The organism is Clostridium sp. D43t1_170807_H7 (genome assembly GCF_015555905.1).
Classification (GTDB): Bacteria; Bacillota; Clostridia; order Clostridiales; family Clostridiaceae; genus Clostridium.
Genome location: NZ_JADNLK010000008.1, coordinates 66,474 through 81,884, shown reverse-complemented (window position 1 = coordinate 81,884; position 15,411 = coordinate 66,474). Strand labels below are relative to the sequence as shown.

Below are 15,411 nucleotides of genomic sequence, written 5' to 3'. Positions count from 1 at the left end.
ATTAATTATTTTTTGTTTTTAACAATAACTTCGTCGATTAATCCAATATTTAATGCTTCATCTGCACTCATGAAATTATCTCTTTCACACATTTGAACCATAGTTTCATAATCAACTTTTCCATTAGTAGACTCTGCCATTGTTCTAGTTAAAGTTTCTTTTATCTTTAATATTCTTCTAGCATGAATATCAATATCAGTAGCTTGACCTTGGAATCCTCCTAATGGTTGGTGAATCATTATCTCACTATTTGGAAGCGCGAATCTCTTGCCTGGAGCTCCACTTGACAATAAGAATGCTCCCATAGAAGCGGCCATACCAATACAAATTGTACTTACATCACATTTTATATATTGCATAGTGTCATAAATAGCCATTCCTGAAGTAATTGAACCACCTGGACTATTTATGTAAAGATAAATATCCTTGTCAGGATCTTCACTTTCTAAGAATAGTAATTGAGCTACTACTAAATTAGCAGTAACATCATTAACCTCACCACTAAGCATTATAATTCTATCTTTTAAAAGCCTTGAAAATATATCGTAAGACCTTTCTCCTCTTCCTGTTTGCTCTACAACATATGGAATATAATTGCTCATATTTGCATTCCCTCCTTTTCTCTTTAAAACCCTTCTTACTTTATAATATATCCAACTAATCAAAAGTAATTATATTAAAATTATATAAAATTTACTTTATTTTGTTAAAGAAATATTTTAATAATTGCCAGAATTTCTCCTGGCAATTAATATAAGACTATTTATTGTTTTCAAGTAATAATTTCATTGTTTTATTTGTAATAACATCAGCTCTTAATGCAGCTTGTTGGCTTTGCATTAATAAATCAACCATTTTTTCATCTTCTGATGCAGCGTACATTTTAGCAACTTCTACAGCTTTTGCCTTTATTTCTTCTTCAGTTGCTTCAATATTTTCAGCTTTTTCTATAGCTTCTAATACTAGATCTACTTTTACTTTAGTTTGAGCATTAACTCTCATGTATTCTCTCATCTTCTCTTCATCAGTTCCTGTGAATTGGAAGTATTGTTCTAAACTTAACCCTTGATATTGTAATCTTTGTTGTAAGTTTTGAACCATCTTATCTACTTCTTTTTCTACCATAACTTCTGGAATTTCAACTTTAGCATTTCCAGCTACAGCAGTAATAACAGCTTCTTCAAATTCTCTTTCAGCTCTTTCAGCATTAGCATCTTCTAATTTTTTAGTTACATCAGCTTTTAAATCAGCTATAGTATCAAACTCAGATGTTTCTTTAGCAAATTCATCATCTAATTCTGGTAATTCTTTAACCTTTATTTCTTTTATAGTAACTTCAAATTTAGCTGGTTTTCCGTTTAATTCTTCTTTTCCATAGTTTTCTGGGAAAGTAACATTAACTTCTACTGTATCATTTACTTTAGCTCCAACTAATTGTTCTTCAAATGTATCAATGAAAGTCTTTGATCCAATTTCTAAAGAATAGTCATTTCCTTCTCCACCTTGGAATGCTTCTCCATCAACATATCCTTTGAAGTCAATAACAGCTATATTTCCATTTTCAACTGTTCCTTCTTCTTTAGTTTCAACTCTAGCATTCTTTTCTTGCATTTCTTTAAGTTTCTTTGAAACTTCTTCTTCAGTTACTTCGTAAGTCTTCTTTTCTATTGATAACCCTTTGTATTCACCTAATTCAACTTCTGGGTAAACAGTAACTTCTGCAGTGTAAACGAAGTCTTTACCTTCTCCAACTTCAACTACATCTATCTTTGGATAGTCTACTGGTATTATATTGTTTTCTTTTAATACTTCACTGTATGATCCTTCTATTGCAAAGTTAACTGCATCTTCTAAAAGAACTTCTATTCCATAATATTTTTTAACCACATTCATAGGAACTTTTCCTTTTCTGAATCCTGGTACATTGAAATTCTTAACATTTTTCTTATAAGCTCTTGTTAAAGCTGCATCAAATTTTTCTGCTTCAACCTTTACTTCAAATTTAACGATATTTACATCGATTTTTTCCATTTTAGCTTCCATTGTATATTCCTCCTAAAAAAGTATCTCTTGTTTGATTAATACAACTAGCTTATTATAACATATTCAAGCTATTCTTTACAAATGTTTGTTCACAAAATCACTTAATATTTTACCCTTCACTAGTAATATACATAATATTGCCATCAATTTCAACCTTTAATCCTTTTTCATCACTTTTATATAATTTAACTGAATTACCTTTTAAAGCCTCATTAATATTATGTGTATTATCATTAACTGTAGCAACTGCAATATATTGTTTCAATTCACCATAAAATCCTGGAATATTCGTAACATATGCTATTTTCTCATCATTAACTATTTTCCCTTCAGTATGCCAAAGATAATTTGAATTATTACTTAGCATTTCACTTCTAGAAATTCTTTCCCCATTTTGTGTTACATATTCATCTAATGTTAAATCTATAATTTCTTTCTTAGTATTAATCAAATAAATTTTTTGATTATTATCTATAATTAAAACTCTATCTTTATTAATATCAGTTGATATTAAGTGTTTATCACATTTAATATCAACTATTTCTAAGTCATCATTATTCCTTATAACTTTTAAAGTTAATATATAATCATCAATTGATAGATTTATATTTTCTGTTCTAAAGCTACTCAATCCTAATTCCTTACTAAAAGCTATATCCTTAAAAGCTGCACTTATTTTCTGCATATCATATTTAATAATTATTATACTTACTGATAAAGTTAATACGCCTAATAAAACAATTATATTTCTTCTTTTCTTTCTCTTTCGCATAATCTTTTCGTAATCTCTACTAAATATACTTGGCTTTGCCATACTGCACCTCCCCTGCAGAAAAACTTTATTTACAACTATAATATTAGCATATAAAAACCATTTAATAAACATTTATTTACTTTTTTATATATTTTTTACTTATTTTCTTTTTTTCCATCACTTTCTACCTCCTTATTCGACAATCCATTATTTTGATTTACAGCATTTTTTTGACTTATTGCATCCACTACATTTACTATTACTATTACCTTTATTAGCGCAACAACCTCCACACCTCAACATCCCTAAATCCCTCATTTCTTCTATAGTTAATTTAACTTCATTTTCACTATAATCCTCATAATCTGGCTTATCTTTAAGAACATCTCCTCTGTCTAACACGTAAATTCCCTCCTTTTAATCCATATATTAACATAGAAATTTGCAAGTTTAATTCTAAATTTATACATAAAAAAAATTTTTTCAACTTTTTTTGTAAAAATTATTTGATTTTATTAAATACTATTGTATAATATCAATATAGTATTTAATTTATAGATACTTTTTAATAGCCCATACCGCTCTATAATTAAATTAATTTAATTATAGAGTTTTAATAAAACCCCACACAATCACTTATTCCCTTTCTTAAGTGATTGTAATCCCTTAAACCTGTGCTGAGCACAGGTTTTTTATTTACAAAATTTATCACTGATACCTTTCCTCACTATTATTGTCTTACTTAAACTTTATTATACAAAAAGGCTATGTTTTCACATAACCCTTTTTATATAATGATCTTTTAAGTTTAATACGGTATATAATTTAAAGGATATACAGCGTCTCCATTAATTCTTATTTCAAAGTGAATGGGAGGGAGCTGTACTATTTCCTGCTGAACCCACAGTTGCGATTACATCCCCTTACGAAAGAGTATCATCATATGAAAGCTTCTATCTTTTGATATTACTATTTATATATCTACTTTCTGTATTCCTTTAATTATAAATTCCTCATCTTCATACTCTAAATTTAAAATAAAAGAGCTTTGATTAAAATTTTTAACAAATGGCAATATTTTTTTATATACACTATAGTCAATCCTTGTAACTAAACTAGCCTTATATATATTATCTTCATATTTAAAGTCACTTTTTTCAATTTCAACAGCTAAATCAGTTATTTCATAATTGTTGCTTAATAAAAAAGTTTTCTCATTAATATAATTATAAACCAGTTCCTTCACTTCCTCAGTAGCTCTAGAAATAATATTTTTATCCTTATTATTCAATGCCTGGAATGAGCTACTGTAAAAATCATTTACTGTTTCATCAATCATATTATTTAATACATCATTTACCATATTTATATCAAGCTTAATGTATTGTTCATCCTTTATTGATATCTCTTCACTCTTAATAGTTCCCCAGGGGAATTCCCTCTGAAGAAAAATTTTAATCTCCTTATCTTTAGGAAAAGGTCCATAATTTTTAATATCTTTAGACACCAAACCAGTATCAATATTATTGATAAATACTTTTGCATCATCAAAATTTGAATACATTGTAATATAATTGCCATCAACATTTATTTCAACAGTTTTATCTTCCATTAAATTTATAATTTTACTATCACTTATATCACCATACTCAGTCTTATATGTATATAAAACTTTATATATACCTGGAATCACATCAAACTCAGCTTTATCAAGTAAATTAAATCTTTTATTTGAAAACTCTATATCAACGTCATTTACATTTGTAACAAAATTAACAGTAACAGTATTAATATCAATATAATATCTTTCTTTTAAAAGTCCTTTACTACTTTTCAAGGTAAAGTTTCCACTGTTTCCACTTTTTCTAATTTCATTTACTATTTTTCTAATTCTTGTCTCATCTTTGTTATATCCATCAATTAATGGTTGTAATTCTTCAGAAGACACCCCTTCATTCTCTACTTTTACATAATGAGATAACATAGAATAGTTTCCATTAATTAAGGCTAATTGAAATTTATTCAAAACTTCTTCTTTAGATAAACTAAATTTACCAAGTAAAAATATAAAAATCACAATTATAGGTATAAACATTATAGCGAATTTAGATTTATTTCTTTCCCATAATACTCCAAAACCTATATCTTTAATATTTTTAATATCTTTAATAAAACTTAAAAAATTAGAATTAAGATTTTTACAGCCTTCTTTTATTATCTCTTTAAGTTCTTCCATAAGGTACTACTCCAAAATATCTATAATCCATTTTCCACAAGATACACATTTGTATAGCCTAATAACAAATAAATCCATTACTTGCCCATTAAATAAACTAGGATTTTCCTCAATCTCTTTTTTAGTTATAAATTCATCTTCTTGATTTAAAAATCCTTGAATTTCAACTATATAATTTTTATTACTTTTTCCACAACAATCATTTTCACCAACACATTCAATCTCTTCATATGTTAATTCATCTTGCAATTCTTCTATTATCGGTAATAAATCCTCAAATTCATTTATATCATCTAAAAAATCCTCTCTATTAAAAACTAAATCTTTAATTTTAAATAACTTCATCTTTTTTACTCCTTACATAAATAATATACTCTACTCATAATATATCATTTATTTTATACGATTCAACATTTTTTAGTTATTTTACCCTTAAAATATAATACACTCAAAATAATAATTTATTTTCCATTGAAAAATTTGTATTTTTATATTAAATTAAAATTTGAACATTATTTTAATAAATTTTTATACAATGTAAGGAGAAATACTAATGAAAAGAAATACTAATTCTAGTTCTAAAACGAGAAGGCTTGTTCTCATAGGCGCACTAGGCGGAATCTCTATATTTCTTGGTATAAGTGGTTTAGGATTAATTCGCCTACCTATTTTTAGCCTTACTATAATGCATGTTCCTGTAATCATAGGTGCTTTATTAGAAGGTCCTGTTGTAGGTATTGCTGTAGGATTAATTTTTGGATTATTCTCAATGTATCAAAATATTACTGCTCCTGGGTTAACATCCTTTATATTTTGGAATCCAATAGTTGCATTAATTCCAAGAATGCTTATTGGTGTAGTAGCATATTATTCATTTAAACTACTTAAAAGCAAAATAAAAAATACTGGAATTTGTGCAGGTGTTGCAGCAATTTTAGGTACTCTAACTAATACAATTGGGGTATTAGGACTAACTTATATTTTATATCTAGATAGATACGCACAAGCAAGAGAAATATCAAGAGAAGCAGTAGCTGGTACTTTGCTTACTGTTGGATTGACCAATGGAATACCTGAAGCTATAGTTTCTGCATTAATAACAATACCAATAGTTGTTACAATGCTAAAAATGAAAAGAAAATAATTACATTTTAATACATACTAGGATATCCATAATTATCTAAGTATGTATTAATTTTTTATATTTTTACCATTATATAATTTACTCCCATATGCTAGTTAAAATATTCTTTTTTTCCTCTATTCCCTTGTTTTTAATAGATTATATAAATTAACTCTGCACATAATACTAGTGTAAGTAAAAATTAATTACTTACAAAGGAACATAAATATTAATTTATTTAAAGGAGGGTCTTTTATGGCTCAAAAGTTAGTACCAGAAGCAAAAAACGGATTATCAAAATTTAAAAATGAAGTAGCAAGCGAAATGGGAGTTCCTTTCACAGACTACAACGGAAACTTAACTTCTAAACAATGTGGAAGCGTTGGTGGCGAAATGGTTAAGAGAATGGTTGAACAATACGAACAAGGAATTAAATAAGCTAACTTAAAAATAAGTTAATAAAACAAAATAAGAGAGTGTAAATATCAAAATTGATATTTACACTCTTTACCTTTATATAATTTTATTTATAATAGACTTTATTAAAATAATTATATAACTGTCTATTTCTTTTCTATAAAAACTTCTACTCCATAATGATCAGAAATTACTTGTTTATTTATCTCATTAAATATTACGTTAGATTTTTTTACTTTTATCTCTTTATTACTTAATATTAGATCTAATCTTTTATCTTCACCTTGAGCTTCCCAACCAGCAATTTCTCCCTTAACGGTTACCCCTGAATCTTTTTCTTCAGCAATGCAATAAGTATCTATTAACCCTTTATTTATTAAATAATCATATCCTTCATTTCTTACTAATGCATTATTGTTAAAGTCCCCCATAATAAATGATAATCTTTCATTTGATATATTTTCTAACAACTTTTCAGCTTGATATTTAAAAGGTTCTATATCATCATTCCACCAACCCGCATGACAACTATAAAAATCAATTAGTTCATCATTCAGTTCAATTGTTATACTAACTATATTTCTACTTCTATAATTGCTTTTATCATTACTTTGTGAAATATAAAAGGATTTAGAATCTTTAATTTCATGAATTGTAAGTATCGCTAATCCTTCTTCATATATATCATATCCTATATGTGAATAATCCCATATGAAGTTATATTTATAGTCATCAAGTTTATTTAATTCTTGAATCAATAATCTAGCAAAGTTATCTTCTTTAATTCTTGAATCAACAGATTTAGCATCAATCCTTTGACTTACCTCTTGAAGTGCAATTACATCATATTGCTTTTCCTTAATAACACTTGCTAAATATTTAATTTTTTCAGCTTGATTTTCCTCTTGCCACGAATGACAATTTAAAGTTAAAAGTTTCATATTAAACCCCTACTAAACTCCTAATATATCTTGAATATTTGATTTTAATACATCTGCCTTTGGACCATAAATTGCTTGAACTCCACTATCTTTCAATATTAATCCTAGAGCTCCATTTTTCTTCCACTCTTTTTCATCTGCAACCTTCTCAATATCTTTAACAGTTACTCTTAAACGTGTCATACACGCATCAACATCTTCAATATTTTCTTTCTCACCTAATAAAGAAATTATTTTTAAAGACAATACATCATTAGCTGTTGCCTTATCTACTGCGGCTTCATTTTTTGCATCATTTGACTCTTCCTCATCATAATTCCCTAAACGTCCTGGAGTTGGAATCTTGAATTTTTTAATACAAAAACTAAACACACCAAAGTTAATTCCAAAGAATGCTAAGCACGCAATAACAAAATTAATAACATCTCCAAGTAATCCAGCATTAATCATCATAGGTACACGTGTGATAAGCTCTATTGCACCAAAAGCATGAACTCTTAAATTAATTACATCAGCTAAAGCAAATGCTAGTCCTGTTAATATTGCATAAATTACATAAAGTACTGGGGAAATAAACATAAATAAGAATTCTATTGGCTCACTTACACCTGTTAAAAATACTGCTAAACTAATTGATATAAACATTGATTTATATTTTTTCTTTTTATCTGTATCTACATTCTTATACATGGCTAATGCAACACCTAATAATGATGCTGTTGATAATATTACTTGTCCAGCTTTAAATCTTGCTGGAGTTACTGTTGCTAATAAATTATTATATTCAGCCATATTTCCTGCAGACTTAAAGTTAATTAAATCTGTTATCCAAGCAAACCATAATGGATCTTGACCTGCAATAACTGTACCTGCTGCTGCTCCTGTTAACGATGTATAAACTCCACCTAATTCAGTATAATTAACAGGAATCGTTAACATATGATGTAATCCAAATGGTAATAATAAACGTTCTAATGCTCCATATACAAATGGTGCTAATACTGGTGCTGTATCCTTTGAATTTGCAAGCCAAATACCAAAGTTATTTAAAGCACCTTGAGCAAAAGGCCAAACTATAGATAATATAACAGCAGTAACTGTTGACCATAAAATAACAACGAATGGAACAAATCTTTTTCCATTAAAGAAATTTAACGCTTGTGGTAATTTGTTATAGTTATAATATTTATTAAATAATGTTGCACCTAAGAAACCTGAAATAATTCCTATAAATACACCCATATTTAGTGCTGGAGAGCCTAAAACACTTGTAAAGTAATCTGGAACTGTTAATGTTGCGCCTAACAATGACTTAACCGTTGCAGTACTATCTGCTAACATTTCAGTACTTACTCCAAATATCGCACCTGTAATACGATTAATAAGAATAAATGATAATAATCCTGCGAAAGCTCCTCCTGCTCTTTCCTTAGCCCATGAACCACCTATTGCAACTGCGAATAATATATGTAAGTTTCCAATTATTCCCCAACCTATATTATCCATAACTCTTGATACTGCTTGTATTATATCTGCCTCAAAATACATTCCTAGCAGTTTTCCTATAGTTATCATTAATCCAGCTGCTGGCATGACAGCAATAACTACTAATAACGCCTTACCAAATTTTTGCCAAAAATCGAAAGATAATAATTTGCCCTTTTTCTTTGTTTTACCCATTTTTTATTCCCCTTTTCATTAGGAGGATTAACCTCCTAAATTTATATTTTTTATTTTAAGTATTTAATATACCAGAGTTCTATTTTTTATTTACATACCTATATCTTGTAAAGTCTTGCTTCATATGGTCTCAAAATAAATTCTTTTATTGCATTATGTTTATCAACATTATAATTGCTTAATAATAATCTTTCGTAGTTTAATTCTTCCTCATAATTATATTTTGCTTCATCGTGTGATAAATTTACTATTATTATGAATTTTTCATTATCCATAGTTCTTGTATACGCATAAATTTTCTCATCTTCATCTAAAATAAGATCATAACTACCGTAAATTAACGTTTTATACTCTTTTCTTATTCTAATCATTTTTTTATAAAAATTTAAAATTGAATTTTCGTCTTTTAATTGTGCTTGTACATTTATATTCTTATAATTTTCATTAACATTTATCCAAGGCTTTCCTTCAGTAAATCCTGAATTAACACTATCATCCCATTGCATCGGAGTACGAGAATTATCTCTTGATACTGCCCATACATACTTTAATGCCTCTTCTTTACTCAACCCTTCTGATAATTTTTCCTTATATATATTTATCCCTCTTACATCGTTATAATCATAAATTGAATCAAACTTAACATTTGTCATTCCAATTTCTTGACCTTGATATATGAAAGGTGTTCCTTGCTGCATAAAATACATAAGACCAAATGCCGTTGCACACTCTCTTAAATACTCCTCATCATTTCCCCATGTAGAAATTACTCTAGGAATATCATGATTTTCTATATATAATGCATTCCACCCTTTACCATCTAATGCCTTTTGCCACTTTGTTAATACCTTTTTATAATTCTTTACATTAAAGGTATTTTCACTTTCAGCTCCCCAAAGATGTAAGTGTTCAAATTGAAATATCATATTAAACTTTCCATTTTCTTCTCCCACCCAAAGGTCAGCTTCTTCAGCATCTACCCCATTTGCTTCTCCAACAGTCATAATGTCATAGTTATCAAAAGTTCTCTCTTTTAGCTCTTTCAAATACTTATGTATACCTTCCACATTCATATGCTTATCAAAAGATTCCACATATTTTAAACCTTCTGGATTATTCATATCTGTTAATCCTTTTTCTTTTTTTATGTGACTAATTGCATCAACTCTAAATCCATCAATTCCTTTATCTAACCACCAATTTATCATATTATAAACTGCTTCTCTTAACTCTTTACATTCCCAGTTTAAATCTGGTTGCCTCTTTGTGAATAAATGTAAAAAATATTCCTCAGTATTTTTATCATATTCCCATGCTGATCCTTTAAAAATACTCTCCCAATTGTTAGGTTCCATTCCATTCCTGCCTTCTCGCCAAATATACCAATCTCTCTTTGGATTATCCTTCGATGATCTAGACTCTATAAACCATTCATGTTCATCACTAGTATGATTTACTACTAAATCTATTATAAGTTTCATATCCCTCTTATGAACCTCTTCTAACAATTTATCAAAATCTTTCATTGTTCCGAAATCATCCATAATATCTTGATAATCACTTATATCATATCCATTATCATCATTTGGCGATTTATACATAGGACATATCCAAATTACATTAATACCTAAATCTTTCAAATAATCTAATTTAGAAGTTATCCCCTTTAAATCGCCTATTCCATCACAATTAGAATCTTTAAAACTTCTAGGATATATTTGATATCCTACAGCCTCTTTCCACCAAACTTCTTTCATTAAAACTCACCTCTTCATACGCAATCGATTGCATAAACGTTTAAATAATATGTACAGTAAATAGTACTGTACAATATTTACATTATGAGCTTGTCCATCTGTTAAGCTTATAATTCACTAAACCGTTACCAGTTAATTTACTAAACCGTTACCAGCTCCATGAGTTTACTATAACATTCCAAGAAACTGTTTACAATAATTAAATTATCCTATTTTTAGTCAAATTTTGAAATCAACTTGCAATATCTTTCATTTTCTTTATATTATGCAATCGGTTGCATTAAATTTATATTTTCTTTTTTTAATGATTCTCTTTCAACAAGCTTAGTTTCAATAACATAATATCCTTTACTTTCTCTATTTTCTAATTTATCAATTAGCAATTTAGTAGCATACATTCCTAATTTTTCAGAATTAATGTCAACAGATGCTAATGGTGGATTTTTATATTGAGTTAACGGTATATTATTAAATCCCACTATAGATATATCCTTATATCCTAACTCTTGAATCGCTTTTTGTACTCCAAAAGCAAGTAAATCATCCGTTGTTACAAAAGCTGCTACTTTATTTTTTTCTAATATTCTTTTTGCTGCTAAATAACCATTTTCCTCCGAAAAATCATCCATCTCTATAATTAATTCATTGTCTAGCTCTATATTTCTACTGAACAATGCTTGCTTGTATCCATTTAATCTATCCTTAGAAACATTCATTTCAGGTTTAGCTCCTATGAATGATATTTTCTTATTATCTAACTCTATCATATTTTGAGTTAAGTTATACATAGCTGCAAAGTTATCATTATCTACCCATAAAACACCATGAATTTCATCTGGCCTACCTATTACAACAAAAGGAAATTCCTTTTTCTTTAAATAGTTAATAGTTATATCATTATCTTTTACGTTAAATAAACATACTCCATCTACAAGATTACCTTCAGTAAATTTTTTTATCCATTCTTCATCACCTTTTTTATTTTCATTAAAAGCATATATTATATAGTAATCTTCTTTTTGTGAATACATACTAATTCCCTTCATTGCTTGAACAAAGAAGGGATTTTCAAAAGACACCTCAGCCCCTCCTGGTAATAAAACTGCTAGTATCCTTGTTTTATTATTAGCAAGGCCCCTTGCTACAACACTTGGAGTGTAATTTAATTTCTTTATTGCTTCATTAACTCTCTCTTTTGTCTCTTCACTTATTTTACTGCTATTGGCTAAAACCCTTGATACTGTAGACGTTGCCACTTTTGCCTCTCTTGCTACATCTTTTATTGTTACCTTCATAAATACTCCCTCTTACTTTCTCATATCAAAATTATTATAGTACAAATTTATAATAAAATAAATAGAAGCACAGCATAATTTTTACATATTTTACTAAATATTGCTGTGCTATTAACTATATTCTAATAAATTTTTTCATTTTCTATTTCAAGTATAATATTTTATTTAACTACCACTACTTTCATATCTCTTCATTCCAATTAACCAAATTCTATAGGCAATAATTAAGCTAACTACTCCAACTATGCAGGTTAATAAAATACCACTAAAGAAACTTTCCCTTCCTAAAAAATATGCACTTGGAAAATATCCTGTAAAAGCAAATGGTATCATAAAGGTTATTATTCCCTTTATCCAGGCTGGATAAATAGTAATAGGATATTTTACAAAAGTACTTAATTGATAAACCATAAATAAATAACTTTGAGCAAATTTTATCCAAAATGCAATAGATGTTACTGCCAACTTTATTGCAGTATAAATCAAACTTGCAAAAATTATAACAACTATTAATGATATTATTTTAGCAATAGATATATCCAATCCAAGCTTTATCCATGAAGTAACTAAAAGAACAGTACCTATAACTATTTCTCCAAATCCATCGGGCTGAAATTTTTCTACTATTACTTGAAATAGTGGATTTAATGGACGTACTAAATATTTATCAAATTTACCTTCAACTATAGTTTGCCAACTAAATATCCAAAGTTCATCTGTAAATACATGATCTATTCCCCTTGGAATTTGTGCAAAGCCATATATAAATAATATTTCATAAAAACTCCAGCCTTTCAATGATGGTATAGTATTAAATATTAATGCAATAAATATTACCCCTATAGATTGCACAAACAAAAATCCTATAAGACCTAATACAAAATCTGCCCTATATTCAATTAAGGTCTTGATATACTGTTCCAAAAACTTTAAATATAACCTAAAATATCTTTTCATATATCTTATCCCCCTAGAATTGTTAAACTCTTAATTAAAGCTTTCCACATTTTTTTAGCTATTATCATTAGTACAAGCCCCCAAAACAATTGTAATCCTAAAGCAAATAAAATACTTATTCCATTTATTTTCCCCAAGTAAATCATTGATGGAGTATATATAGCAGAACTAAAAGGCAAAAAATTTATTATAGCTTGTGCCCATTTTGGGAAAAATGCTATTGGTATTAAAGTTCCTGATAACAAATTTACTATAGCTTGCATTATTTGTGATAACCCCCACATATTTGTTATCTTAAAAGAAATAAGTCCAAATATATAACTAAAATAAAAATTTATAAAAATACCTAAAATAATACTTATAAAATAAATAATTATTCTAAATATACTTATATATCCAAAAAACTTATAAAATAAAAATGTAGTAGCAGAAAATGCTATTATAAATATAATTATAAAATTATACAATACATTTCCTAACCCTTGAAAAAGCATTCTTTTTTCATAGTTTATAGGTCTCACTAAATTAATTGCAATTGAACCATCCTTAACTTCTCTTGATATATCATAACTTATATCAACATTTATCATTATTGATGTTAAAAATGATATGAATATATATATTATCATTTCATTAAAAGTAAATCCATTTAATACAGTTTCAGCAGTACTTCCATAAATAGCTTTCCATAAATAATAAGTAACGGCTAACATGAGAAAATCACCAAACATAAATATTATTGCATTAGCTTTATATGAAATAAGACGTTGAAATACATTTCTGGTAAAGGGTAGATAAGATTTTATTCCTTTTATTCCTTCCATTTTTATACCTCATTTCTATACATCTTTTTAACTATATCTTCTATGCTAGTTTCTTTTATTGAAAAATCAATAACATTTAACTTTTTCATTGTTCTTCCTATAATATCTGTTGAAGATATTTTATTTTTATTAAATGTTATAAATAACTTATTATCTTTATATGATAAATTAAATTCCTCATCTTCTTTTATATCTGTAAATTCATTAAATTTACCTAAATTTATATTTTCTTTTACCTGTATCTCTACTGTAGTTAAATAACCATATTTTTCTTTAACCCCTTCAATTTCACCATCATATATTTTTTTACCCTTATCAATTATGATTATTCTGCTACAAAGTTCTTCTATATCATTTAAATCATGAGTAGTTAATATAATGGTTGTACCATATTTTTTATTTATTTCTTTTATTGCTTTACGTACACTCTCCTTTACAACTACATCTAATCCTATAGTAGGCTCATCTAGATATATAACTTTAGGATTATGTATAAGGGCAGCAGCTAAATCAGCTCTCATTCTTTGTCCTAAAGATAAAGTTCTAACAGGATTTAAAAAGAATTCCTCTAATCCTAATACCTTTTTCAAAAAGTTCATTCTTTCTTCGAAATCATTATCACTAATATCATATATATCTTTTAATAGTGAAAATGTTTCTGAGATGGGTAAGTCCCACCACAACTGAGTCTTTTGTCCAAATACTACCCCTATATTTTTAGCATTTTTTTCTCTATTTTCATAGGGTACTATACCATTTACGGTAACGATTCCATTTGTAGGTGTTAAAATTCCTGTCATCATTTTTATGGTTGTTGATTTTCCAGCTCCATTTGCTCCTATATAACCTACTATTTCTCCATCATTTATTTCAAAACTAATATCATCTACTGCTCTTTTAGTAATATACTCTGTTGAAAAGAAAGATTTAATTGCGCCTTTAAAGCCTGGATATTTTTTATTAATCTTAAATTCCTTAGTTAAATTCTCTACCCTTATCATAAACTCACCCTTTTTTATTTTACTTCATTAAATATTATACCATTATTTAACTATTATTCATATTTCCTTTGTTATTTTTATAATTTTTTACAGTAATATTGTTTAAAAGCACAAAAAAACAACTAAGAAAATTCTTAGTTGCTTTGGTGGCTTACCGGGGAATCGAACCCCGGACACCTTGATTAAAAGTCAAGTGCTCTACCGACTGAGCTAGTAAACCAAAAATGGCAGGGATAGCAGGATTCGAACCTACGAATACCACAGTCAAAGTGTGGTGCCTTACCGCTTGGCGATATCCCTATATGGGGTGAACGATGGGACTCGAACCCACGACAACCAGTGCCACAAACTGGCGCTCTACCAACTGAACTACGTTCACCATA

15 protein-coding genes and 3 tRNA genes are annotated in these 15,411 nt (G+C 27.9%); 2 read left to right on the top strand and 16 right to left on the bottom strand.

The genetic code is table 11. The features are described from left to right. Positions 1 to 5 precede the first annotated feature (5 nt). The 6 genes from clpP to I2E98_RS06820 form a co-directional block, all read right to left on the bottom strand. Positions 6 to 602, bottom strand: coding sequence for an ATP-dependent Clp endopeptidase proteolytic subunit ClpP (clpP, locus tag I2E98_RS06845; RefSeq protein ID WP_133015725.1), 597 nt, complete (start codon positions 600 to 602; stop codon positions 6 to 8). A 157-nt stretch (positions 603 to 759) separates the two neighbouring features. Continuing rightward, positions 760 to 2,043, bottom strand: coding sequence for a trigger factor (gene tig / locus I2E98_RS06840; RefSeq protein WP_195468209.1), 1,284 nt, complete (start codon positions 2,041 to 2,043; stop codon positions 760 to 762). 109 nt (positions 2,044 to 2,152) lie between these two features. Next, positions 2,153 to 2,857: a hypothetical protein gene (locus I2E98_RS06835; protein ID WP_195468208.1), complete on the bottom strand. Its 705-nt coding sequence runs from the start codon at positions 2,855 to 2,857 to the stop codon at positions 2,153 to 2,155. Between the two features lie 147 nt (positions 2,858 to 3,004). Next, on the bottom strand, positions 3,005 to 3,199 hold the full coding sequence (locus tag I2E98_RS06830) for a hypothetical protein (RefSeq protein ID WP_347708018.1): 195 nt from the start codon (positions 3,197 to 3,199) through the stop codon (positions 3,005 to 3,007). A gap of 571 nt (positions 3,200 to 3,770) precedes the next feature. Further along, positions 3,771 to 5,033 carry a hypothetical protein gene (locus I2E98_RS06825; RefSeq protein WP_195468207.1) on the bottom strand — a complete coding sequence of 421 codons (1,263 nt, stop codon included), beginning with the start codon at positions 5,031 to 5,033 and terminating at the stop codon, positions 3,771 to 3,773. 6 nt (positions 5,034 to 5,039) lie between these two features. Continuing rightward, positions 5,040 to 5,378: a hypothetical protein gene (locus I2E98_RS06820; protein WP_195468206.1), complete on the bottom strand. Its 339-nt coding sequence runs from the start codon at positions 5,376 to 5,378 to the stop codon at positions 5,040 to 5,042. 208 nt (positions 5,379 to 5,586) lie between these two features. Here I2E98_RS06820 and I2E98_RS06815 point away from each other — a divergent pair, with 208 nt between their 5' ends. Both I2E98_RS06815 and I2E98_RS06810 read left to right on the top strand, forming a co-directional pair. Next, on the top strand, positions 5,587 to 6,177 hold the full coding sequence (locus tag I2E98_RS06815; RefSeq protein ID WP_195468205.1) for an ECF transporter S component: 591 nt from the start codon (positions 5,587 to 5,589) through the stop codon (positions 6,175 to 6,177). Between the two features lie 234 nt (positions 6,178 to 6,411). Then, on the top strand, positions 6,412 to 6,594 hold the full coding sequence (locus I2E98_RS06810; RefSeq protein WP_133015732.1) for an alpha/beta-type small acid-soluble spore protein: 183 nt from the start codon (positions 6,412 to 6,414) through the stop codon (positions 6,592 to 6,594). 125 nt (positions 6,595 to 6,719) lie between these two features. Here I2E98_RS06810 and I2E98_RS06805 read toward each other — a convergent pair whose 3' ends face one another. The 10 genes from I2E98_RS06805 to I2E98_RS06760 form a co-directional block, all read right to left on the bottom strand. Further along, positions 6,720 to 7,514: an endonuclease/exonuclease/phosphatase family protein gene (locus I2E98_RS06805; RefSeq protein ID WP_195468204.1), complete on the bottom strand. Its 795-nt coding sequence runs from the start codon at positions 7,512 to 7,514 to the stop codon at positions 6,720 to 6,722. Between the two features lie 12 nt (positions 7,515 to 7,526). Further along, a complete protein-coding gene (locus I2E98_RS06800) occupies positions 7,527 to 9,194 on the bottom strand; it encodes a PTS transporter subunit IIBC (RefSeq protein WP_195468203.1) in 1,668 nt (555 codons plus the stop codon). Positions 9,195 to 9,292: 98 nt separating this feature from the next. Continuing rightward, positions 9,293 to 10,951 carry an alpha-glucosidase gene (locus I2E98_RS06795; RefSeq protein WP_195468202.1) on the bottom strand — a complete coding sequence of 553 codons (1,659 nt, stop codon included), beginning with the start codon at positions 10,949 to 10,951 and terminating at the stop codon, positions 9,293 to 9,295. Positions 10,952 to 11,214: 263 nt separating this feature from the next. Then, entirely contained in the window at positions 11,215 to 12,246 is a 1,032-nt protein-coding gene (locus I2E98_RS06790; RefSeq protein ID WP_195468201.1) for a LacI family DNA-binding transcriptional regulator, read from the bottom strand. A 165-nt stretch (positions 12,247 to 12,411) separates the two neighbouring features. Beyond that, the gene (locus I2E98_RS06785; RefSeq protein WP_195468200.1) at positions 12,412 to 13,203 is read right to left on the bottom strand and encodes an ABC-2 family transporter protein; all 792 of its coding nucleotides are present in this window, start codon (positions 13,201 to 13,203) and stop codon (positions 12,412 to 12,414) included. Positions 13,204 to 13,208: 5 nt separating this feature from the next. Further along, positions 13,209 to 14,027 (bottom strand): ABC-2 family transporter protein, encoded by an 819-nt coding sequence (locus I2E98_RS06780; protein ID WP_195468199.1) that lies wholly within the window; start codon positions 14,025 to 14,027, stop codon positions 13,209 to 13,211. Positions 14,028 to 14,029: 2 nt separating this feature from the next. Then, positions 14,030 to 15,028: an ATP-binding cassette domain-containing protein gene (locus I2E98_RS06775; protein ID WP_195468198.1), complete on the bottom strand. Its 999-nt coding sequence runs from the start codon at positions 15,026 to 15,028 to the stop codon at positions 14,030 to 14,032. A 144-nt stretch (positions 15,029 to 15,172) separates the two neighbouring features. Next, positions 15,173 to 15,248 (bottom strand) — tRNA-Lys (locus I2E98_RS06770). Between the two features lie 5 nt (positions 15,249 to 15,253). Next, positions 15,254 to 15,328, bottom strand: a tRNA-Gln gene (locus tag I2E98_RS06765). Positions 15,329 to 15,331: 3 nt separating this feature from the next. After that, a tRNA-His gene (locus I2E98_RS06760) sits at positions 15,332 to 15,407 on the bottom strand. Between the last annotated feature and the right edge of the window lie 4 nt (positions 15,408 to 15,411).